Below are 22175 nucleotides of genomic sequence, written 5' to 3'. Positions count from 1 at the left end.
ATGGAACGTTTTTCAAACAATAGAGACGAATTTTTTAATCAAGTGAAAATTGAACTCTCAACGATTAAATCTCCAAAAGGTATTTTTACGCGATTTATCTATTTGGAGATTCCTTATTTTATGAGATACGGCTTTTCTATAAGTGGTTTTGAAGAAAGCACATCTGAGTTATTAGTGAAATCTTGGGATGCTGAATACGATTGGAAGCGCTTTAAAATAGGTGTTTTTAATTTAGATCGCTTAGCGATTCATGAGCATACTATTGTTTTGAATCAAGCAGAAATCAATGAATTGAATATATTGTTGACTAAAGAATTGGGTCTAGTTGAATGGAAAGGAATTACATTAGATGGTTTTTATTGTCAGCTTACAACGAAAGCGACTAAACTAAACTGGAATACAAATTATGAAATCAATGCTAATATGATAGCATTAATCGATTTTTTAAGAGGAAAAGTGCATCAAACTTTAGCAATCTAACCTTCAATTCACAATCGTCTTAATCAACTTATCATTTTTGTAAATATATTGCTCTAGAATGTTTCCTTTTTCATCGTAAATAGTGTATTCTCCATGAAAAAGTCCGTGTTTATAATAATATTCTTCTTTGAGTTTTCCGCTTTCATAATATTCTTTCCAAGGACCTTCCTGCAATCCTTTATCGCGATAAATGCCTTCAATTTCTATAGCTCCAGATTCGTAATATGTGACACTTTTTCCAAACTTTAATCCGTTTTTATAGTTCTCTACAAATTTTTTATTTCCGTTTGGATAGTAGTATGTATTTTCTCCATCTACAATGTTCCCATTTTTATATTCAGTACTATAATGCAAGGCGCCGCCACTATGAAACTCTTTGCAAATACCTTGTTTTTTGCCGTTTACATAATTTTCAATACCTAATACTTCACCATCTTCATGAAAGCGATAATTCATGCCGTTTATCACGCCATTTTTGTACTGAGAAGCCGTTGTAAATTGTTTACTTCGGTTAAAGGTAAACCATAAACCATTTCTTTTTCCATCCTTTAGAATTCCGAAACTCTCCTCTAAAATTTGACCTTTTGATCTTGGATCGTATGTCTTTTCAACCACAACTTCTGATGGATTTAACTTTCTCTTTTTACCATTATCATAAAAGAACGATTTGTGTTTTCCGTTGCGCTTATAACGAAAAAACAATCCTTCTTTCTCGCCGTTTTGTTTCATGCCAATTTCTTTGACACGATTTTTACGATCAAGCTTTATATAGAATTCACTTTGCGCGTTAGAAATAGTGACAAACGCAAAGAAAACAATGAATGTAAAAATTACTTTTTGAACCATTTTTGGATGAAATTTTAATAAAAGTAAATATATAAAATGTGCGGCAAGAAATGTATAATAAAAGCTTAAAACATCTATTGTTATATACTTTTGTAATTAGTCTTTCTTTATAATCTCAACAGCTTGTGTTATCCAATCCTTGTCATTATTTAAATAATAATTAGGAGGAATTCCATCTACTTCATACTTTCTTTGATGGTTATATCGAGTCATGGTGCAACCCAATTCAAAATTGAAATTTGGTGTATTTACTCCTGAAATCTCGCCATAACCAACGTATCCTCCTGAGTTTTCTCCAACAATAATAGTTTTGTCACTTTCCATTGCCCAAAACAATAAAGTTTCACAAGAACTCGCACAATACTTATTTGCAATGATGACAATTTTTTTAGGATTACTCAAAATTGTATCTAATGTTACTGTTTGTCCCAAACTTCTTGAAATGAAGGTTTTATTAGGAACAGATTTCATGGTTTCGATTTCTTTAGCAAATCCATTTAAAAATTCTTTACTAAAGTTTACTGTATCCTTCTTCATACTATTATACCATTCTAAACTCTTTCGTATGTTTTCTTTGGTAGCATATACATCAACTTTATCACTTTGAAAAGGTTTTGTATACATATACTTTAGTAATGGATAAACGCAAGCATCGCTGCCGCCTCCATTATTTCGTACATCAATAATTAAGTAAGGCTTTGCTTGTATTGTGGCATCATGTTGTTTGTAAAATTCAGAAATTTTAGCAAGCCAGTTTCCACTAAAAGTAGGAGTGTACATGTAGTTCGTCTCCTTATCAAGTTCTTTAAAAGTAAGCTCTCTGTGCGCAACATCAATATTGTATGATTTACGCTCTTTAAGATTAGTATTATACCAACCATTATTCAGAATACCATTTGTGAGTTTTACATTCTTGTAATATTGTAAAGAATGGTTTCGCATGTATGTAAACATATCATAGGTGTTTTCTTTGACTTTTTTTAATTCGAACTTTACTTGTCCCTTTTTCCAAAGTGGAGTTTTTGAATCAATAATAACACCTGCATAATCTCTAAATTCATTTTTGCTTTTCACAATCGCTACAGTATATGCAGCATCTTTAGTTTGATACTGATTCTCTATATGTTGAATTGAATTACTTGAAGTTGAATTGATATCGGTGATGATTTCACGATTCTTAAAAAGATCCGAAAGAAGAAATTGATCTACTTCTTCTTTTTTATTTTCATCTACATTGACGAAAGTGTTTGCGTAAATTGAAGAATGGTTATCCTTAAAAAATTCTACAAATACCAATAGTGTTTTAAAGCATAAATCTTCATCACTACAATACTTTTTAGACTGATTGAAGAGTTGGTTTTTGAATTTGGTATACTCTTTAATAGTGCTGTCATTTACATTGTCACTAAATCCAGGAAGATTTTCTTCATAATAATTTGCGACAAATTCAAAATCTTTTTGGCAATTACATTCTTGAGATTTTACGAATTGTATAGATGCCAAAAATAATAAGATGATAACATATGGTTTCATAAAATAAGTTTTAATTAAGGATCGTGATTGTTCCGTTTTGTTACAGTATTTAGAAAATTTACAGTAGAAGTAACTACTAAAATCAGAAGAAGGAGATAAAAAAACCTCGAAGTTTTACCTTCGAGGTTCAATTTTCATATGTGAATTGTGTATTATTTTGAGTCTGCTACAGGAGGATACTCTTTCATGATTTCTGCTACGAACTCACGAATACGCTCTTCCTTACGCTCCATACTACGACTGTTAAGGTTTCCAGTACCTCTTCCTTGCCATACCAACTCTTTTTGTTTTGTGTCAATTAAGTCAATATATAAAACACCATCAGTACGTGTAGTTACGGTATTGGTAGCGCCGCCCCACATCCATGGGTTCCAGCCCCAGCCTCCCCAGCCGCCCCAGCCCCAGCCGAAAGCGTTGTTGTTGACATTGATACGTTTGTTAGCTTTGGTCATTATATTTACTAGAAGATCTGGATTTTGAGATTTAACAAAACCTCTTGCAATCATTTCTTTTTCAATAGAACGTAGAATTCTTTTCTTATCTAAATCCGAAATTTCAGCTTTGTCAATTCCAGTTTTATAAAACGCGAATGTTTTATAAGTGTCAAAATCAGCTTCTGTATCGTAATCAGAAACCACTCTGACCGAAATACAAGAAGTAACAAGTAGTAGCAAGGCAACTACTGGAAAAAGTAATTTATTTTTTTTCATATCACTGCTTTTTTTTGGGTTACTATATCATTTTTAATCTTTAGTTTAACAAAGCATCATCTACGATATTAGGAAGTGTTACCTTTAAATTTGGTTCTACTTCCATAGCGCGTTTTATAGCAAAAATAGCTTCATCATTTCGTGCCCAACTTCGTCTTGCTATTCCGTTATTTACATCCCAAAATAGCATAGAATGTAATCGTCTCGATGCTTCCATAGATCCATCAAGAACCATGCCGAAGCCACCGTTGATAACTTCGCCCCAACCAACGCCACCTCCATTATGGATGGAAACCCAAGTAGCGCCTCTAAAGCTATCACCAATTACGTTATGAATAGCCATATCTGCTGTAAATTGAGAGCCGTCGTAAATATTAGAAGTTTCACGATATGGAGAATCTGTTCCAGAAACATCATGGTGATCTCTTCCTAGAATTACAGGGCCAATTTCTCCACGTTCAATAGCTTCATTAAAAGCTTGTGCGATTTTCATACGTCCTTCTGAGTCTGCATATAAAATACGTGCTTGCGAACCTACAACGAGTTTGTTTTCTTGCGCACCTTTAATCCAACGAATATTATCTGCCATTTGCTGTTGAATTTCAGTTGGAGAAACTTTCATGATTTCTTCCAATACTTCGCAAGCAATTTGATCAGTTTTAGCTAAATCTTCTGATTTTCCTGAAGCACAAACCCAGCGGAATGGACCAAAACCATAATCGAAACACATAGGTCCCATAATGTCTTGCACATAGCTTGGGTATTTAAAATCGATACCATTTTCAGCCATAATATCTGCGCCAGCTCGTGAAGCTTCTAATAAAAACGCATTTCCATAATCAAAGAAGTAAGTTCCTTTTGCGGTATGTTTATTTACAGCTGACGCATGTCTACGAAGCGTATCTTGTATTTTTTCTTTAAAAAGTTCAGGCTTGTTTGCCATCATTTCATTAGAGGCTTCATACGAAAGTCCAGTTGGGTAGTAACCTCCTGCCCACGGATTATGTAATGAAGTTTGATCGCTTCCTAAGTCAACATAAACATTTTCTTCATCAAACTTTTCCCAAACGTCTACAATATTTCCTTGATAAGCAATAGAAACTACTTCTTTATTCGCTTTCGCGGAATTGACTCTGTTGACTAATGCATCTAAATCGTGAATCACTTCGTCAACCCAACCTTGTGAGTGGCGTGTTTCAGTAGCTTTCGGATTTACTTCTGCACATACAGTGATACAACCTGCAATGTTTCCAGCTTTTGGTTGCGCGCCACTCATTCCACCTAATCCGGCAGTTACAAATAGTTTTCCAGCTAAGCCTTCTCCATTTTTAGAAATCTTACGTCCTCCATTCAGTACAGTGATAGTCGTACCATGTACAATTCCTTGTGGACCAATGTACATATAACTTCCTGCAGTCATTTGTCCGTACTGTGTTACGCCAAGCGCATTGAATTTTTCCCAATCATCAGGTTTTGAGTAGTTAGGAATCATCATTCCATTCGTTACAACGACTCTTGGTGCGTCTTTATGAGAAGGGAATAAACCTAATGGATGTCCAGAATACATTACCAAGGTTTGTTCGTCGTTCATTTCGGCCAAATACTGCATCACTAATAAATATTGTGCCCAGTTTTGGAATACGCCACCATTTCCTCCGTAAGTAATTAATTCATGCGGATGTTGCGCTACAGCATAATCCAAGTTATTCTGAATCATCAACATAATTGCTTTTGCCTGTGTAGATTTACCTGGATACTCGTCTATTGGACGTGCATACATTTTATAATCAGGACGAAAGCGATGCATATAGATTCTTCCATAGGTCTCAAGTTCGTATTTAAATTCTGGCAATAAGACTTCGTGATGTTTTTTATCAAAATAGCGCAGTGCATTTCGCAATGCTAATTTTTTTTCTTCTGGAGATAATATTTCTTTACGCTTTGGTGCGTGATTGATTGTTGGATCGTACGGTTTTGCGTTTGGTAATTCGTTAGGGATTCCCTGTAAAATATGTTCTTGTACTGTCATTTTATAAATTAAATTGTATAGTTATTCATTATGCTAAAACTTGTATGTCTGAGCATGTGCTATGGATAGCGAATATCTACACGATGAAAATGTGCAGTAGCTTTTTTATATTTCATTAAGATTGAATCCATGAATATTTATTTTCTTTTTTTGTTGAATCCATATGGACAATGTCTGCAACCACTTTCACAGCAGTAGCCTCTTTTAAGGTGAAATTGTTCTGTAAACACCTTATAACCTTCGGGTGAAAGATAAAAATCACCTTCTTCAATAGGAATTAATTTCTTCATTTTTACAAAGGTACTTAAATTGGCTTAAATTTTGAATGGATAATACCACTTATGGGTTGAAATAACTGTACTAAAATACCCTTTTTTCCTTTCTTCTTTATTTTAAAAAGAAACCGTAGCTTTGGCTATGCTTGATTTTTTAAATTCGAACAAAGAAAAAAATCATCATTTTCTTTACAATAATTTCAACCCAAAATTGGTATAAGTGAATGGTTTTGGTATCAAAGTATTTAGTGCCTAAAGGTTTTCGTGGAATCACCTTGTTTCCTTTTATTATTTTGCGTCATGCAGAAGATAAAAGCAATGAAGTATTGATGAATCATGAGCGAATACATTTGAGGCAACAAGTAGAATTGCTGGTACTTCCTTTTTATCTATTATACTTTTTAGAATGGCTTGTGCGGTTTTGTTACTTTCATAACAGTTATGTAGCGTATATTATGTTGAGTTTTGAAAAAGAAGCGTATCGTAATGAAGATGATTTAAGTTATTTGAAAAAACGCAAACCCTATCAATTTCTTCGGTATCTATAGAAAAATGAAACCTGTTTTTTAATGTTTGTTTCGTTCTATAAAGTAAAATAGCATATCTGTTGATGGTGCTTTTGTCAGTAGTAACTGATGTCCGATAGTAATTACTTGACCACGATGAAACGTACTGTGATTCATGCAATGTTGTATAATTTCAAACTGAGGAAAATTCCCTTTCAATCTATTAATTCTAATCAATCTGGAGTCTTCAAAAGTATCTTGATGTTCTACATAAGTTACAAAATCGCTTGATTGTTCTATAAGTCCTTTGTAGATTTTTTCTAGTGAATTGTTCCATGGTTTTTCTATTGGAATTTCCTTTAAAGCAGCATAATAAAATAGTTGTCCATCTATCATATGATCTAAGGTTTGAAGAATACTTGAGAAGCTAGATGCGCATTTTTTTGACATCAATTCGTCATCGTTATCTTTTAACCAAGAAATCAATCGTTTGTTTGCCCAAAGATTGTAACGAACCAATTCTATTGTTTTAGTTTTTTGCTCCATTTGTTTTTTTAATAATTTTTTGAATGTCATTTCTAAGAGAGGTTTCTGTGCTCATGATTTCCCGTATCAATATTTTCATGAACTCCTTTTTTTCTTCTTTAGCTTCTCTATAATTGGCATAAATAAAGTCTAATAGCTTTTCGGATTTTATTTGTAAAAGTTCTTTTTGTTCTTGAATGTCTGCTAACAATGATACTTTATCGTAATCCATTAATTCAATTTTTGAACTAGAAATAGCTTTCCAAGAATTCATTTTTATTGAAGGTATATAAATCCCTTTGGCTTTTTTTATGATCTGATCTAGTGGAATTTGATCGTCTTTTTCATAAAAATTAAGTGAATCAACCAACATTTGTTGCTGTGCCAACTTTTCGGTGATATCATTGCTAGTTTCGGTCAATTCTTTATGCATAGATATTGATATTCGATCAATATAGTTTCTGTCTTTTCTATCTTCGTTCCAATTGTTGATATACAATGCAACTAGAATACCAATTACAATGGGAATGATTTCTTTAAGAAATGCTTTGATTGCCTTTTTCATGTTGTATTATTATGAGGTGATATATACAGCGTAGGGATTTCTTTTGATTGCTAAATATATATTTAATTTAGTTAAGTTAAAGCTACGACATTCTAACTAAAATTGAAATCATATACTTTGTTTTTAGTTTTTTTAACCTTCAATAGAAAAGTATACTAACTCATTGAAAAGCTGTACTTACTCATTCTCTCTTTTTTAAAGGTCTACAAATTCGCAGTTTTGTTCTGAAATTAAAACAATCTTATTATGAAACAGTTTCTACACGTTGTATTTTTTATCGTATTCGTATCGACTCATGTGTTTGCTCAAAATATACCTTCTGTAAAAATTAAAGATGAAAAAGACTTAAAACTTACAGATGTAAAAGTGACTGTTGATATTGTCGGAAACTTAGCTATTACCAGCTATGATATGAAGTTTTATAATGGACTAAGTAGAACTTTGGAAGGCGAATTGGTTTTTCCTTTGGGAGAAGGACAAACAGTTTCAGGTTTTGCCATGGACGTAAATGGTAAGATGCGTGATGCAGTGATTGTAGAAAAAGAATTGGGACGTGTTGCTTATGAAACTACGATTAGAAGGAGAATAGATCCAGGATTGTTAGAAAAAACAGAAGGAAATAATTACAAAGCACGTGTATATCCTATATTTCCAAGAAAAGAGAAGCATATCATTATCACATTTGAACAAGAGTTAAGTACACTCGATGGAAAACAAACATATGAATTGCCTTTAGGAATCACTCGAAATCTAGATACTTTTTCCGTAACATTAAATATTTTTAATAATCAGCAACCTGTAATCTCAAAAACAGTTTATAAAAATTTCTTTTTCAAGAAAGAAGGAGAAGCATATACGGCTAGTATCTCAAAGAACAACCATGCACCTAAAGCTCCAATCGTAATTCAAATTCCAAACAAAACCAATCAAGAAAGCTTACATACATACAACGGTTATTTTCACTATTACAAAGCATTGCAACCCAAAACACGGTTAAAAGAAAAACCTAGAAAAGTCGCAATACTTTGGGATGCTTCGTACTCAATGCGTTACAGAGATGTAGAAAAAGAACTAAAAGTATTGCAATCTTATTTAGAATATTTACGAAATGTAAAAGTCAATTTTATCGCGTTCAATAATAACATCTTAACAAATAAAGATTTTAAAATAAAAGATGGTAATGCAAATGCTTTATTGGAAGAAATAAAGAATCTGAATTATGACGGAGGAACGAAGTTAAACCTGTTTCAAGACACAAAAATCAAAGCCGATGAAGTATTGCTATTTTCTGACGGTTTGGCAAACTTAGGAGATTTTGGGATCAAGCGAAAAATGCCTGTATACACAATTAATTCGTTGGTTTCTGCAAATCATCAAAGCTTAAATGATATCGCGACGCAATCTGGCGGAAGCTATCTTAATTTACTACGATTAGAGTATACAAAAGCGGCTCAGTTGCTGAAAAAGGAAACATATCAGTTTTTAGGTTTTTCAACAAATAAAAAGATTCGAGAGGTTTATCCGCAACAGCGAACTAATGTGTATCAAGATTTTTCTGTGAGTGGACAATTTACGGATAATACTACTATGGAATTACTATTTGGTTATGGCGGAAAAGTGACTGAAAAAATTCCTGTAGAGATAAAAACAGCAAATGGATCAAAAGAAGTAAAGCGTTTGTGGGCAAAGCAAAAATTGAAAAATTTGTATCGTTCAAAAGAAAAAAATAAAGGTGCTATTATCTCTTTGGCAAAACAATATAGTTTGATCACTGATTATACTTCGCTGATTGTTTTAGATAGAATTCAAGATTATGTGCGTTACAAAATTGAACCACCAAAAGAATTGATGGAGCAATACAAAGCTCTTTTAGAAACAGCAAAACGTGCTGAAAAACGACGCGCTGAACAATTGCAAAATCGAATAGGGAATTTACAGAACAGTTATCGAGAAATTGATAAATGGCATGCATCAGATTTTAAATTTGAGCCAGAAGCCAACAAAGGTTTGGATGATTTAATCACCTTGAAAGGTACCGTTATAGATAATGAAGAATATCCTTTAATTGGAGCTACTATACTAGTTAAAGGAACGAGCAAAGGAACTATTGCTGATTTTGATGGTAATTACACATTGCAAGTACGAAAAGGACAGAAACTAGTAATTTCATATGTAGGTTTTGAACCGAAAGAAGTAATGGTGCGATCTGGTTATATAACAACAGAGTTGTCTTCTGATATTGAATTAGAAGAAGTCATAATCACAGCGCAAGGAAATCGTAGGAGAGCAGATCAATCTGCAATTAAAATGAGCAGAAGTGATATTGCGCAAGTGCTTCAAGGTAGTGCAGGAGGTTTGTATATTGAACAAAATAATAGCGTAATTTTAGGCTCAGAAGGATCAGGAATTCCTGTAGAAATGGGTTCTGGAGCACCAGGACAAACTGGTAATGTAGTGATTAGAGGAAATAATTCTTTGAATAATAGCGGAACGCCAATAATTATAATTGATGGAATTTTCTCAGATCAACAAGCGCTTAATCGTATACAACCTAAAGATATTCACGAAGCTATTGTTTTGAAAAATAAAGAAGCAGCGGCTATTTGTGGATTCAATGCTCCAGATGGACTAATGGTTGTGACCACCAAAAAAGCATTTGCAGAAAACAAAGCAAGCATCAAAGCTTTCAATAAAAAAGTGAAAGAGAAAATTTCATTGAAACCATGGAATACAAACATGTCATATATCAAAAAATTGCAAAAAGAAACAACGATTGCAGCTGCTTACAAAAAGTATTTAGAAATACGTGAAGCATATACGAATACACCAACATTTTACCTAGATGTAGCTGACTTTTTTCATTCGCGAGAAGCTACAGATGTAGCCATCACTATTATTACAAACTTAGTAGAAATTGAATTGCATAATTACGAATTATTAAGAGCTGCAGCTTATAAATTAGAATACTTTAAACGTTATGAAACGGCAGTATTAGTTTATGAAAAAGTATTGGAAATACGACCAGAAGAACCACAATCTTATCGAGATTTAGCGTTAGCGTATGAAGAAGTTGGAGAAATTCAAAAAAGCTATGATTTGTTGTATGCATTATATAAAGGACAATTACTAAAAAAAGATGAAAGTAGGCGTTTTACTGGAGTTGAACAAATTGCCTATGTAGAGCTGGCGCGATTGGTGAATAAATATGCAAAAGAACTCAAACTTACAAAAGAAGAACAAAAGGCTTTTACAGCAATGCCAGTTGATGTACGAATTGTTATTGACTGGAATCATAATGAAACCGATATCGATTTGTGGGTTTTTGATCCGAAAGGAGAAAAGGCATATTATCAAAATCCGCGTACAGAAATTGGTGGAAGAATGTCTGATGATTTACGACAAGGATACGGGCCTGAAGAATATATGCTAAGAAATGAAATGAAAGGAGTATATGATATTTATGTAAATTATTTTACAGATCGAGTACAAAAAATATCCGGACCTACTATTTTAAAAATAACTATGTATACAGATTATGGAAAGAAAAACGAAGAAAAGACAATTACTGTGGTTCACTTAGATAAAAATAGTAGAACGCTTGAAGTTGGAAACTTGTCTATTAAGTAAAAGTTTTTATTCTTCTCTCGAAATTTGTTCAATAAGTTTGAGTAAATGTGGAATAATAAGTTCTCTGTTTTTCCAAGCAATTTCATGTCCTTTTTCTGGAATAGAAATGATCTCAATATTTTGAAAATGTTCTTTGCTAAATGTAATGTTTTCATACGGTACAATGTCGTCAATATCACCGTGAATATGTATCACAGGAATTTGCAAATGTTGCCAATCATTCTCTAAAAGAGCTAGTTCTTTTGCATGTACAACTTTTTCGTCGCCAGCTACACGATATGCAGTAGGAACCAACCATCTTGTTAATTTCCATTGTGTGAATCGAGATGCCCAGATATCTTTTTCATTGTTAGGATCAATGGCAGGAGAAATCATGACGACAGCTTTTACATTCGGATTTAAAACACCAACTCTAGCCGCCAAAGGTCCGCCGTATGAAGAACCGACAACGATCACATTATTCAATTTTTTATGATTGATAAGTTCGCTCATCAATTGTGCTTGCATTTCAATAGAAGTCATTTCGTTACCAAAATTTGAATAGCCATAACCAGGTCTATCTATGGCGTGCATGTTTGTAACTTTTCTAAGTGTTGTGTCAACTAAATAGCCTTCCCAAGCAGATAAAGAACTCGGTGAACCATGAAAGAAAACTAGATTTATATTTTGGTTTGAAGATGTAACAGATTGGATGCGAATTTTTAAGTCTAGACTGTCAATTTTAAAATAAGAGATTTCAGTTGGAATTTTAGCCACTTCAAATCGTTGCTGAATCTCTTCGTCAGTAGATCGCCATTGTAAAACAGTACATGAAAAACTACTCAAACAAAAAAGGATGAAACCTGCTTGTAAAAAATATCTTTTCATGCTTTTTAGAATTTTTATGTGTGAATTTACTAAATAAAGCTAAAAACTAGTCTTTGTTTGGGGAATTAATATTTCAATGATAGAATAGAAAGGATTCCAAATTTTGCGGTATTTTTGTATGCTGAATGGAGTTTGAAACTGAACACATACCAATTCAAGAAGTTGTATTAAACTTTACTACAAATGTACGCTTATTTGTAAAGCGTGAAGATTTGATTCATCCGTTTGTATCTGGGAATAAATTTAGGAAACTTACCTACAATCTGGCGGAAGCCAAAACATTACAGCAACATACTTTACTAACATTTGGCGGCGCATTTTCCAATCATATTGTAGCAGTTGCAGCGGCAGGAAAATTACACGGTTTCAAAACCATCGGAATCATACGTGGTGAAGAACTGATTGACAAAATTGATCAGAATCCTACCTTACAGTTTGCTAAGAAAAATGGCATGCAGTTTAAATTTGTTACACGCCAACAATACAGAGAAAAAACAGCAAAGACTTTTTTAGCACAATTAACGCAAGAGTTTGGACGTTTCTATAGTATTCCTGAAGGAGGAACAAATGATTTGGCGGTAAAAGGTTGTGCAGAAATCATCACGGAAAACGAAAAGAATTTTGATGTTGTTTGCTGTGCTGTTGGAACTGGCGGAACAATTGCTGGACTGAGTCACGGAGCATATTCGCAACAACAAATACTAGGTTTTCCAGCTTTAAAAGGAGATTTTTTACAGCAAGAAATTTCACAGTATACTAGCAAAGACAATTGGACATTAATCAATGACTATCATTTTGGTGGATACGGAAAAGTTTCGGACGAGTTAATTACGTTTATCAATCAATTTAAACAACAAACCAATATTCCGTTAGATCCAATTTATACTGGGAAAATGCTATTTGGAATCATAGATTTAATCAAAAAAGGATATTTTGCCAAACAAAACCGTATTTTAGCAATTCATACTGGTGGTTTGCAAGGAATTGTAGGCATGAATCAGAAACTAGAAAGAAAAGGACACAAAACGATCGTATAAACACATGAAGAAACAACTTATTTATACACTTTTAGGTTTATTGATATTATCAAGTTGTGGAACACAAAAACGTGTTTCCAAAACGAAAAAGAGAACAAAGAAAACAACAAGAGTTGTCAAAACAACACCTAAGGAAGAATCTGTTAAAGTGGTTAAAACGACACCAGAAGTTGAAGTGAAAACTCCGAGTTCTAGTAAAAAAAGTAGAACCGTAATTTATATTGAAACTTATAGAGAAGTTGCAAAAAAAGAAATGGAACGTCACGGAATTCCAGCAAGTATTACACTAGCACAAGGGATTTTAGAATCGGGTTCTGGAAAAGGAGAATTAACGATGAAGTCTAACAATCACTTTGGAATTAAATGCCATAAAAGCTGGAAGGGACAACGTGTATATCACGATGACGATAAAGACCAAGAATGTTTTCGTAAATATGCAAACCCTGCATATTCGTTTACAGATCATTCCTTATTCTTAACGGGAAGATCACGTTATGCTTCTTTGTTCAAATTACCAAAAGATGACTACAAAGGTTGGGCAAAAGGTTTGAAAAAAGCAGGATATGCAACTGATCGTAAATACCCTAAAAAATTAATTGCATTGATAGAGCGTTACGAATTGTATAAATATGACGCTGAGGTTTTAGGGAAAAAGCCAGAAGATGCCAAAAAAGTAACTACACATAACGATCGTTATACGGTTTCTAAAGGTGATACTTTGTATAGTATTGCAAGGAAACATAAAATAACGGTTGCCAAATTGAAATCTTTAAACGGACTTGAAGGCAATGATATATTTGTGGGACAAGTATTGTTTGTAAAACCACTTCCAAAAGATTTCTAGTCAAATAAAAAACATAAAAAAACAGAATGGAATATAAACGTAGTAGCGCACTGTTTGCAGAAGCACAAAAAGTGATTCCTGGTGGTGTAAACTCACCTGTACGTGCGTTTAAAGCTGTTGGAGGAACACCAATTTTTGTCAAAGAAGCCAAAGGAGCTTATATTATTGATGAAGATGATAAGCAGTATATAGAATACATTAATTCATGGGGACCAATGATTTTAGGTCATGCGCACAAACCTGTAATTGATGCCGTAGTTGATAAAGCAAGAAAAGGTACTTCTTTTGGAATGCCAACTGAAATTGAAACGAAAATTGCAGAATTAGCTGTTTCTATGGTGCCAAATATTGATATGATTCGTTTTGTAAACAGCGGAACAGAAGCTTGTATGAGTGCAGTTCGTTTGGCAAGAGGATTTACAGGAAAAGATAAAATGATCAAATTTGCAGGTTGTTATCACGGACATAGCGATGCGTTTTTAATTCAAGCAGGAAGTGGCGCTGTAACTTTTGGAAGTCCAAACAGTCCTGGTGTCACACAAGGAACTGCAAAAGATACTTTGTTGGCACGTTTCAATGATTTGGAAAATGTAAAAGAGATTATTGCACAAAATAAAGGTGAAATAGCTTGTATTATTATAGAGCCAGTTGCTGGAAACATGGGATGTATTCCGCCAGTAGAAGGTTTCTTGGAAGGATTACGCGCTTTGTGTGATGCACACAATATCTTATTAGTATTTGATGAAGTAATGACAGGTTTCCGATTGGCAAAAGGTGGCGTACAAGAATTACTTGGCGTACATGCAGACATCGTTTGTTTTGGGAAAGTAATTGGTGGCGGATTGCCAGTAGGAGCTTTTGCAGCGCGAGAAGAAATCATGAGTCACTTAGCGCCATTAGGACCTGTATATCAGGCAGGAACTTTGAGTGGAAATCCGCTAGCAATGGCAGCAGGTTTGGCAATGTTGGAAGAATTGAATGCAAAAGATGAAGTGTTTGCGAGTTTACAAGAAAAAACAGCGTATTTACACAAAGGAATATCAGAAGTGTTGATTGCTGCAAATGTGACACATCAAATTAATAGAATTGGTTCTATGATTTCGGTACATTTTTGCGAAGAAGCAGTAACAGATTTTGCTTCTTCAGCTAAAGGAAATAATGATTCATTTAAGAAATTTTTCCATGGTTTGTTAGATAGAGGAATCTACATTGCGCCGTCAGCTTTTGAAACATGGTTTTTATCAGATGCATTATCATATGAAGATTTAGACAAAACAATTCAAGCGGTAAAAGAAGTCGCAGCAGAATTATAGTACTGATATTAGTTTTAGAATTCTTTTCTGCAAATTTGTATTCGAAGAAATACCTAGAAAAGAAAAATACAGATATAAAAAAACTCGGCAATTTGCCGAGTTTTTTATGTTATTATAATAAATGAGTATTATTGTCTTACACTCTCCATTTTCTTCTTACGTTGTCTTTCTTTAATAAAGCTAGCTTTAAATTTTTCCTTTTGTCCAGGTAATAACAATTCGCTGATTTGACTTCTCACTTTATCTAAAGCATCTGAATTTTCAACGCGATTGTTTTTTACATACGCTAAATAAATAGGGTAAATTTGTCTTACTTGTGTGTCAGATAGCTCTACTTTCTTTGCTAATTCTAACGTTTTCATTTTTGCTTTAATTTCAGGTGTTTCCTGAGCTGAAGCAGTTTGCATTCCTAAGAATAATACACATACAAACGTGAATAGTGTAATATATTTTTTCATAACTGTTGGTTGGTGTTAGCTAAATAATAACTCAATATTACTAAAATTGTTAACAAATAGCAAAAAAGAGAAGCTTTTTAACTTCTCTTTTTCCTACTAACTACTTTCTGCTTCTACGCTTTCCTTTCTTCTTTCTCTTGCCTTTTGCTTTGCGTGCTTGCATTTTCTCCCATCTTTCGTATTGTTCATTCGAAAGAATCTTCTTCATACTGTTCTTGTATGCAATTTTAGCGTCAAGTCGTTCATTCATCATCTTGTAACGTTCTTCCTTAGATGGTTTTTCTCCTTTTTCCTTTTGAGTTTTGTGCGCTTCCATCTTTGCCTTCCTTACTTGAGCAACCTTTGTATTTAAGGCTAAAACTTGTTGTTGCTGATTGTCTGATAAATCTAAAGCTAAGGTTAGCTTTTTTGTATGTAATGTTGCTTGTTCTTCAGGAGTTAAGTCTTGCATAAAACCTCTCTTCATTTCTTTTCGTTCTTTTCTGTCTTTACGATCGTGACCTTCTTGTGCGGCAACATTTAAAGTGAATATAATTGCCAGTGCATAAATGATGTTTTTCATGAGTTCTGTTCTTTTAAATATTTGTTTCTATGACTCCTACAATGATAAAAGGTTTAATAAAGTTCTTATTTTGGTAATTGTTTAACAGTCTTTATGTTTGTTTTAACGATTCTTTTTCTGTGAAATTCTTTTCTTTGAAAAGCGTCAATATTATTTATGAAAAACATTACACCTATCTTTTTTTATGCAAAAGAGCTTATGATACTGTCAGTACTTTTGACAATCGTATATATTGCATGTACTGTATCTGGAGTTTCCGCATTACTACAAATTGTTGCCGCAAAAATAATTTTGACAATTGTCTTTTTTGTAACTAAAAAATCAAGAGATCATAGTACACTATACTTTTTATATAACCTAGGAATGAGCAATCGTTTTATTTTAGGAATATTGCTTTTTCTCACTACTGTAGATGTGCTACTGCTTCAATTTATACTCAACTAAGATGCTAGAAGTTGATAATATAGAAAAGTATTACGACAATGTTCAAATACTATATGGTGTGTATTTGAAAGCTGAAGAAGGACAAGTCACAGGAATTCTAGGAAGTAATGGTTGCGGAAAAAGTACCTTATTAAGAATTATTTTTGGTTCACTTAAATCAAAATACAAACTCATTAAGATTGATGGAAATGTACTTTTAAAAAAGTTGTATGAAACAGGAATTGCGAAGTATTTGCCACAACATAACTTTATTCCAAATTTTCTATCGATTCGAAAAGCTTTGCAATTGTATCATATCTCGGAAGCAGATTTTAAATCATTTTTTATAGAAAATGATTTTAGATTATCTCAAAAATTTGGGGAACTTTCAGGCGGTCAGCGTAGAATCGTAGAAGTTTTCTTGACTTTAAAAACACCTTCTAGAATCATTTTGCTCGACGAACCTTTTTCGCATATTTCGCCAGTGCAAGTTGAAGCTATTAAAAAGTTAATAGAAATAGAAAAACAACATAAAATCATTGTGATTACCGATCATCTGTATCGAGAAATTACAGAAGTTTCAGATACAATCTATCTTATAAAGAATGGAAGTTCTAAGCGTATTCAGCAACTCACGGAATTAGAAGATTACAAATACATTTCGCAAGGAAGTTTGTAATCTTCTAAATTTATTTCTTTTGATATGAATTTGGATAATAACTGATCTTACTAGCTAAGGCATCCACAAACTCTTCACCTTGTTGTTGATATTCAGTAAGTTCTTCTGTAGTCAATTCGTGTTCTATTTCATAAATACCAATTGAACCACAAATAACGGTTAACACATGCGCGCCTACATCATTAATAAACAAAGTGTATTTCCAATCCTTTTTGATAAGTATTTTCATGATTGATACAAGTTGAAAAGTTATTTAGCTACGGCATCTTTCATAGACATACCATTAATTACAACATCCGTTAGTACGTGTGTGTCTCCTTGTATATGAACAACTGCGTATACATCTTGTTGCTTTCCTCGTCTATTATTGTTTCTATACAAAAGTTCTGCATCATATGCTTTCGATTCTTTCATATAATACGTGTCAAAAGGTAAATCGAAATGAACAATTCCTCCGTAATAAGTACGAATATCTACTGCTACATAATCAAACTTACTATTAGGTAAAATAGTTTTAGATAGAGTTTCTAATACTGCATATCCGTTTTCATCTTTTGATACATATGCATATGCTTTTTCGCTATAATCCCAATCTTTTTCATCTGTAGCAAAAGAATCCATGGCGAAATTTAAGGCGACATATTTTCCTCGAAAAGGATCATTTGGATCTACGGGTGCTGTTTTAAATTTATATACGTTGTTTGAAGCAATTGTATTTTCGTATTTGTATACTATTTGAGCAGAAGCGGCAATTTGAGCAATTACCATCAAGCCGAAAAGAAGGTATATATATGTTTTTTTCATGATTCTAATTTTTTAGCTTTTTGTTTTTTAAACATAATGTAATTTGCAGTAAAGAAACCTGCACCAATCAGGATAAACAATAATCCTCTGAGTTCAAAAGGAATATTCGTATCAAAAAATCGACAAGTAATTAGTGAAGCAACAATGAGCATTCCGTAATTTAAAATACCAAAGTGAAACTTAGAAGCACCAATTCTTATGGCAGTGATTCCTAGAACAAGCAATAATAGATTTATAAGTACTGTTGCAATAATTGGACTGCCAATACCAATAAAAAAGATGATTCCAAAGATTAGAAAAACAAAATCAAACGGATTAAATTGTTGTAATTTGGCGTTTTTGTAATTGCGATATACCAAAATACTTGCAATGATGAATAGAATAATACAAGATATAAACTCTAAAGAATAGAAGAACATATTTTTAAAATTATGTTCCCAAACATATCGAAAACTTAAAATGATTAATAAAATTGTAGTTCCCAAAGAACCTAAAAAACGATACCCATTTTGAAGTAATGATTTGTCTTTAAAGTAAGGAAGCTGTCCAATATTATAAAAAACACAAAAGAGTAATACGTACATTAAAAGACCAATAGCTTCACTATGATCTATACAAATAGGTAATGAGATAATTAAACTCAGTGGAAATAACCAATGTAACATGCTAGCAGTTGCAGATGGTTTTTTTGTTTTTATAATTTGAAAATATCTTGGTGCAGCTATGAGTAATAAGATGAAATATAAGTGCGGAATGGTTGTCGAACGACCATAACCAGCTTCAAAAGCAAAATATGTGATAAAGATTAAGTGTAATACAATCGCAGATTTTGATTTGGTGACATACAATAATGGAAGGCATAATACAATCCATGCTAGTAAGAATGATTCCAAATCGCCTGAAATATGATATACTTGACTTACCAATGCGATACATGCGCCAACAGCAAAAAATAAAAATACTGTAGCCGCTTCTTTCCAAGCAGTACTTTTCTCTTTAAAAATACTAAAACCTAATATGGCTTGCCCAATAATCATAGGCAGAAAAGCAATGATAAGCTTGATGAATTTTGGGAAATTATCCCAATTATGCGCCATGATTAAGATAATGCCTAAACCGACTAATGTGGCGCCTAAAATTCCAAAAATCGTGAATAATTTATTGGAACTCGATTCTTCAGATGTTGCGTAATAGGCTTTTATGTTTTGAGCAATCTCATCCGTAATAATGCCGTTTTCGACCAATTCGGGTAAAGCTCTTGTGATTTTTGAACTCATGATACAGAATTTAAAATAATGTTGGGTTATACATACGGATACCAAGCGAAGGTTAAACTGATTATAAGTAATAACATCGCTAAAAAGATACCGTTTTTATAATAAGGATTCTTTATTTTTCGAATAAAAACATGGTAAATAATTCCCATTACAATAAAAAAAGGAATAGAGAGCAGAAAGATTGTACTTGCGCCGCCACCGCCAATAGGAATTATAAAACTTAGTGGATAGGTTAGGAATCCACTGAGTAGTAAGCTAACTGTTTTAATTTTATCATTCATGATGTAGATGTTTAAAACAAACCTCGCAACAACTTACAATCATATCGTTACGAGGTTCTGGTAATCAACCAACATTTAAGCTTCTTGATTTTTTATAGCATGCACATCTCTAGTGTTTTTTTGTACGGCAACCGAAGCGAATAAACTTAAGGCAAACGACATTCCGTAGAAACCTTTTTCACTCAATTCCAATTCTGCATTCCACAATCCTACAACTAATAATAGGACAGAAGCCACTGTTGTAAACCAACTTATGCCGTAATAAATGTCTGTGACAGGAATTCCTTCCATTCGGTCTCTTACAGATTTTTGAACCGAAACTACCGAGAATAAACCGAATAGTAAGATGGTAAAGTAATATCCTTTTTCATTCAATTCCATACCTGCATTCCACAATCCTACACAGTAAGCAACCATTCCGATAAATAATGCTGCCCAAGCTGCAGAAACAAAAGCAGTTGTTGGTTTAAAAGGATTCTTTTCTTCTTTTTTAGGGTCTATAGATTTTTTTACTTTTTCTTCTGGATTAAAAAATGTTTGATTTTCCATAATGATATTTTTTAAATGTTACTTGATTTTCTTTTGTTTAAATGTTTGATTTAATGATTTACAAAGCGATATATTACATATGCTATGGTTGTGATTGATAGTAATAATGTTGTAATTGTATATGCATTTCTTTTTTTGTGTTTGATGATTCTTGCCATCGCATACAATGCTACAATTGGTGTGATTATAATAGCAGGAATGGTGAACATTTCTGTAAACACGCCAACAAGCACATGACGCCACTGAAAATGAAATGCTAAAGAGTATAACGTAAAGTATATTGCTGTTGCCATACTCAAATAAAACGGATACTTCTGGTGAATTGATTTCATAATTTTTGTTTGTTGATTACAGGGCAAATATGCGATTGGATTTTTAGCTGTAAAATTCAATTTTTCATAAAAAAGGATTATATTTATAGTAAATAAAATTGTTTAAAATAATGATTTTCAATTATTTGAATAATTAAAAACAGGCGATATAATGATTGCAATTGATACAATTATTTCTCAATTTTCTACAGAAGAACAACAAGAATTTATAAAATACCTGAACTATAAAAACAAGCGACACGATACCAAAAATGTACAGTTGTTTAAATTGTTACAAGCAAATTATCCTGCAAAAGAAATTCCGAAGAAACTATATGGAAAGGATAATAAAACTGCATATCACGGATTGCGAAAACGCTTATGGAGTTCACTGCTCGATTTTATGGCAACACAAAGTTTAACACATGAAGTTTCTGTAGAACTCGATATTACCAAGCGTGTACTTGTGGCTCGAAACTTATTGCAGCACAAACAATTTAAAACTGCATTCAAAGTATTAGACAAAGCAGAAAAGAAAGCACGTGAATCATTGCATTTTTCATTATTAAATGAAGTGTATCACACACAAATACAATATGCGCATACAACTTCTTTTGCACCACCACTAGAAATACTTATTGAAAAGTTTACGGCTAATCAAAAAGATTTTTTACAAGAAGAAAAGTTAAATATGGCGTACGCAGTCATTAAAGAAAACCTGCAAAAAGTTGTTTATAAAGGAGAAGTGATATCATTACAAACACTCATTCAGCAAACCTACAAACGTTTTGAAATCTCTGAAGAAATTGGATTGTCTTATAAATCGTTGTATCAATTGGCGCAAATTGTAAACTCAGTGGCTTCGGTAACTAAAGATTATTTCAATGTGGCGCCTTTTATTTTGGAGAATTACAAAGATATTTCAAGCAGATTGAAACAAACGGACAAACACGTGTTTTATCATATCAAAGTGCTACATCTTATTTCAAATATCTTCTTTCGTAAAAAAGAATTCCCTGAAAGTTTACACTATTTAGACTTGATGTATGGTGAAATGCAGAAGCAAAAAAAGCGATATTACAAAAGTTCTGTTTTACAACATCAGTGTTTGGTTGCGTTAAATCATAATTATTCTGGAAATTCTAAGGATGCAATTGCGATATTGGAAGACGTTGTAGATGTTAAGAAATACGATTTGGAAGTCATGCTAGATATACATTTAAGCCTGATTGTATTTTATTTTCAACAAGGTGCATTTAAAAAAGCACAACAAACCTTCTCTAAATTTTATCACACCGATAAATGGTATGAAGAAAAAGCTGGAGTAGAATGGGTCATTAAAAAGAACTTAATAGAATTGTTATTGCATATTGAATTAGGGAATATTTCGTATGTCGATTCACGTTTTGCAAGCTTTCAACGAAAATACTATCCGTTCTTAAAAAAAGCAGGAGAACAGCGTGTAATTACCTTTTTGAAATTTGTAAAGCAGTATTATCATGCTCCAGAAAAGGTAACATCAGAAGCGTTTAAAGAAGCTGTTGAAAATTCCTTTGAATGGAAAGATCGAATAGAAGAAGATATTTTTGTGATGAGTTTTTATGCTTGGTTGAAAGCAAAAATGAACAAATCTCCGTTGTATGAAACTACGTTAAACTTGGTGAAGCCATAGTT

The 22175-nt window shown here is 32.9% G+C and carries 25 protein-coding genes; 9 read left to right on the top strand and 16 right to left on the bottom strand.

Annotated elements, in window-relative coordinates:
* Window positions 1-480, top strand: coding sequence for a hypothetical protein (locus ACOQOS_RS10250; protein WP_420574871.1), 480 nt, complete (start codon window positions 1-3; stop codon window positions 478-480).
* 3 nt (window positions 481-483) lie between these two features.
* Here ACOQOS_RS10250 and ACOQOS_RS10245 read toward each other — a convergent pair whose 3' ends face one another.
* The 5 genes from ACOQOS_RS10245 to ACOQOS_RS10225 all read right to left on the bottom strand — a co-directional run bounded on the left by ACOQOS_RS10245 (window position 484) and on the right by ACOQOS_RS10225 (window position 5888).
* Window positions 484-1326 carry a toxin-antitoxin system YwqK family antitoxin gene (locus tag ACOQOS_RS10245; protein WP_420574870.1) on the bottom strand — a complete coding sequence of 281 codons (843 nt, stop codon included), beginning with the start codon at window positions 1324-1326 and terminating at the stop codon, window positions 484-486.
* A 96-nt stretch (window positions 1327-1422) separates the two neighbouring features.
* Window positions 1423-2859, bottom strand: a complete 1437-nt coding sequence (locus tag ACOQOS_RS10240) for a S41 family peptidase (RefSeq protein ID WP_420574869.1) — start codon at window positions 2857-2859, stop codon at window positions 1423-1425.
* Between the two features lie 152 nt (window positions 2860-3011).
* Window positions 3012-3569, bottom strand: a complete 558-nt coding sequence (locus tag ACOQOS_RS10235; RefSeq protein ID WP_420574868.1) for a DUF4136 domain-containing protein — start codon at window positions 3567-3569, stop codon at window positions 3012-3014.
* A 40-nt stretch (window positions 3570-3609) separates the two neighbouring features.
* Window positions 3610-5598 carry a urocanate hydratase gene (locus tag ACOQOS_RS10230; protein WP_420574867.1) on the bottom strand — a complete coding sequence of 663 codons (1989 nt, stop codon included), beginning with the start codon at window positions 5596-5598 and terminating at the stop codon, window positions 3610-3612.
* Between the two features lie 137 nt (window positions 5599-5735).
* Window positions 5736-5888 carry a DUF5522 domain-containing protein gene (locus ACOQOS_RS10225; RefSeq protein WP_162200418.1) on the bottom strand — a complete coding sequence of 51 codons (153 nt, stop codon included), beginning with the start codon at window positions 5886-5888 and terminating at the stop codon, window positions 5736-5738.
* A gap of 209 nt (window positions 5889-6097) precedes the next feature.
* Between ACOQOS_RS10225 and ACOQOS_RS10220 the strand changes: the two genes are divergently transcribed.
* A complete protein-coding gene (locus ACOQOS_RS10220) occupies window positions 6098-6421 on the top strand; it encodes a hypothetical protein (RefSeq protein WP_420574866.1) in 324 nt (107 codons plus the stop codon).
* 18 nt (window positions 6422-6439) lie between these two features.
* Here ACOQOS_RS10220 and ACOQOS_RS10215 read toward each other — a convergent pair whose 3' ends face one another.
* Entirely contained in the window at window positions 6440-6925 is a 486-nt protein-coding gene (locus ACOQOS_RS10215; RefSeq protein WP_420574865.1) for a DinB family protein, read from the bottom strand.
* Window positions 6909-7469 (bottom strand): hypothetical protein, encoded by a 561-nt coding sequence (locus ACOQOS_RS10210; protein WP_420574864.1) that lies wholly within the window; start codon window positions 7467-7469, stop codon window positions 6909-6911. Before ACOQOS_RS10210 ends, ACOQOS_RS10215 begins: the two co-directional genes overlap by 17 nt.
* Window positions 7470-7715: 246 nt before the next feature.
* Here ACOQOS_RS10210 and ACOQOS_RS10205 point away from each other — a divergent pair, with 246 nt between their 5' ends.
* Entirely contained in the window at window positions 7716-11096 is a 3381-nt protein-coding gene (locus tag ACOQOS_RS10205; RefSeq protein WP_420574863.1) for a VIT domain-containing protein, read from the top strand.
* A 6-nt stretch (window positions 11097-11102) separates the two neighbouring features.
* Here the strand turns inward: ACOQOS_RS10205 and ACOQOS_RS10200 are convergent, their stop codons facing one another.
* Entirely contained in the window at window positions 11103-11963 is an 861-nt protein-coding gene (locus tag ACOQOS_RS10200) for an alpha/beta fold hydrolase (protein WP_420574862.1), read from the bottom strand.
* Between the two features lie 125 nt (window positions 11964-12088).
* On the opposite strand from ACOQOS_RS10200, the gene ACOQOS_RS10195 reads away from it, so the two are divergent.
* Genes ACOQOS_RS10195 through hemL form a run of 3 tightly spaced genes read left to right on the top strand, consistent with a single transcriptional unit; the run spans window position 12089 to window position 15157 of the window.
* A complete protein-coding gene (locus tag ACOQOS_RS10195) occupies window positions 12089-13000 on the top strand; it encodes a 1-aminocyclopropane-1-carboxylate deaminase/D-cysteine desulfhydrase (protein WP_420574861.1) in 912 nt (303 codons plus the stop codon).
* A gap of 4 nt (window positions 13001-13004) precedes the next feature.
* Window positions 13005-13844, top strand: a complete 840-nt coding sequence (locus tag ACOQOS_RS10190; protein WP_420574860.1) for a glucosaminidase domain-containing protein — start codon at window positions 13005-13007, stop codon at window positions 13842-13844.
* Window positions 13845-13870: 26 nt separating this feature from the next.
* Window positions 13871-15157, top strand: coding sequence for a glutamate-1-semialdehyde 2,1-aminomutase (hemL, locus tag ACOQOS_RS10185; RefSeq protein ID WP_420574859.1), 1287 nt, complete (start codon window positions 13871-13873; stop codon window positions 15155-15157).
* Between the two features lie 128 nt (window positions 15158-15285).
* On the opposite strand, the gene ACOQOS_RS10180 is transcribed toward hemL, so the two are convergent.
* Window positions 15286-15615 (bottom strand): hypothetical protein, encoded by a 330-nt coding sequence (locus ACOQOS_RS10180; RefSeq protein ID WP_420574858.1) that lies wholly within the window; start codon window positions 15613-15615, stop codon window positions 15286-15288.
* 100 nt (window positions 15616-15715) lie between these two features.
* A complete protein-coding gene (locus ACOQOS_RS10175) occupies window positions 15716-16177 on the bottom strand; it encodes a hypothetical protein (protein ID WP_420574857.1) in 462 nt (153 codons plus the stop codon).
* Window positions 16178-16333: 156 nt separating this feature from the next.
* Between ACOQOS_RS10175 and ACOQOS_RS10170 the strand changes: the two genes are divergently transcribed.
* Window positions 16334-16621: a hypothetical protein gene (locus ACOQOS_RS10170; protein WP_420574856.1), complete on the top strand. Its 288-nt coding sequence runs from the start codon at window positions 16334-16336 to the stop codon at window positions 16619-16621.
* 1 nt (window position 16622) lies between these two features.
* The gene (locus ACOQOS_RS10165) at window positions 16623-17279 is read left to right on the top strand and encodes an ATP-binding cassette domain-containing protein (protein ID WP_420574855.1); all 657 of its coding nucleotides are present in this window, start codon (window positions 16623-16625) and stop codon (window positions 17277-17279) included.
* 10 nt (window positions 17280-17289) lie between these two features.
* Here ACOQOS_RS10165 and ACOQOS_RS10160 read toward each other — a convergent pair whose 3' ends face one another.
* From ACOQOS_RS10160 to ACOQOS_RS10135, 6 genes are all read right to left on the bottom strand, one after another.
* Entirely contained in the window at window positions 17290-17508 is a 219-nt protein-coding gene (locus tag ACOQOS_RS10160; protein WP_420574854.1) for a hypothetical protein, read from the bottom strand.
* 20 nt (window positions 17509-17528) lie between these two features.
* Window positions 17529-18083, bottom strand: a complete 555-nt coding sequence (locus tag ACOQOS_RS10155; RefSeq protein WP_420574853.1) for a GDYXXLXY domain-containing protein — start codon at window positions 18081-18083, stop codon at window positions 17529-17531.
* On the bottom strand, window positions 18080-19360 hold the full coding sequence (locus ACOQOS_RS10150) for a DUF2157 domain-containing protein (protein ID WP_420574852.1): 1281 nt from the start codon (window positions 19358-19360) through the stop codon (window positions 18080-18082). The genes ACOQOS_RS10155 and ACOQOS_RS10150 overlap by 4 nt, the downstream gene beginning before the upstream one ends.
* Before the next feature lie 26 nt (window positions 19361-19386).
* Complete coding sequence (locus tag ACOQOS_RS10145) at window positions 19387-19641, bottom strand: hypothetical protein (RefSeq protein WP_420574851.1); 255 nt, start codon at window positions 19639-19641, stop codon at window positions 19387-19389.
* A gap of 75 nt (window positions 19642-19716) precedes the next feature.
* On the bottom strand, window positions 19717-20190 hold the full coding sequence (gene yiaA / locus ACOQOS_RS10140) for an inner membrane protein YiaA (RefSeq protein ID WP_420574850.1): 474 nt from the start codon (window positions 20188-20190) through the stop codon (window positions 19717-19719).
* Window positions 20191-20240: 50 nt separating this feature from the next.
* Window positions 20241-20522: a hypothetical protein gene (locus tag ACOQOS_RS10135; RefSeq protein ID WP_420574849.1), complete on the bottom strand. Its 282-nt coding sequence runs from the start codon at window positions 20520-20522 to the stop codon at window positions 20241-20243.
* Window positions 20523-20673: 151 nt separating this feature from the next.
* Here ACOQOS_RS10135 and ACOQOS_RS10130 point away from each other — a divergent pair, with 151 nt between their 5' ends.
* The gene (locus tag ACOQOS_RS10130) at window positions 20674-22173 is read left to right on the top strand and encodes a hypothetical protein (protein ID WP_420574848.1); all 1500 of its coding nucleotides are present in this window, start codon (window positions 20674-20676) and stop codon (window positions 22171-22173) included.
* Window positions 22174-22175: the final 2 nt, after the last annotated feature.

Source organism: Kordia sp. (genome assembly GCF_965224175.1).
Taxonomy (GTDB): Bacteria; Bacteroidota; Bacteroidia; order Flavobacteriales; family Flavobacteriaceae; genus Kordia.
The sequence above is the reverse complement of the archived record's forward strand: the minus strand, read 5'-3'. Positions and strand labels throughout refer to the sequence as shown.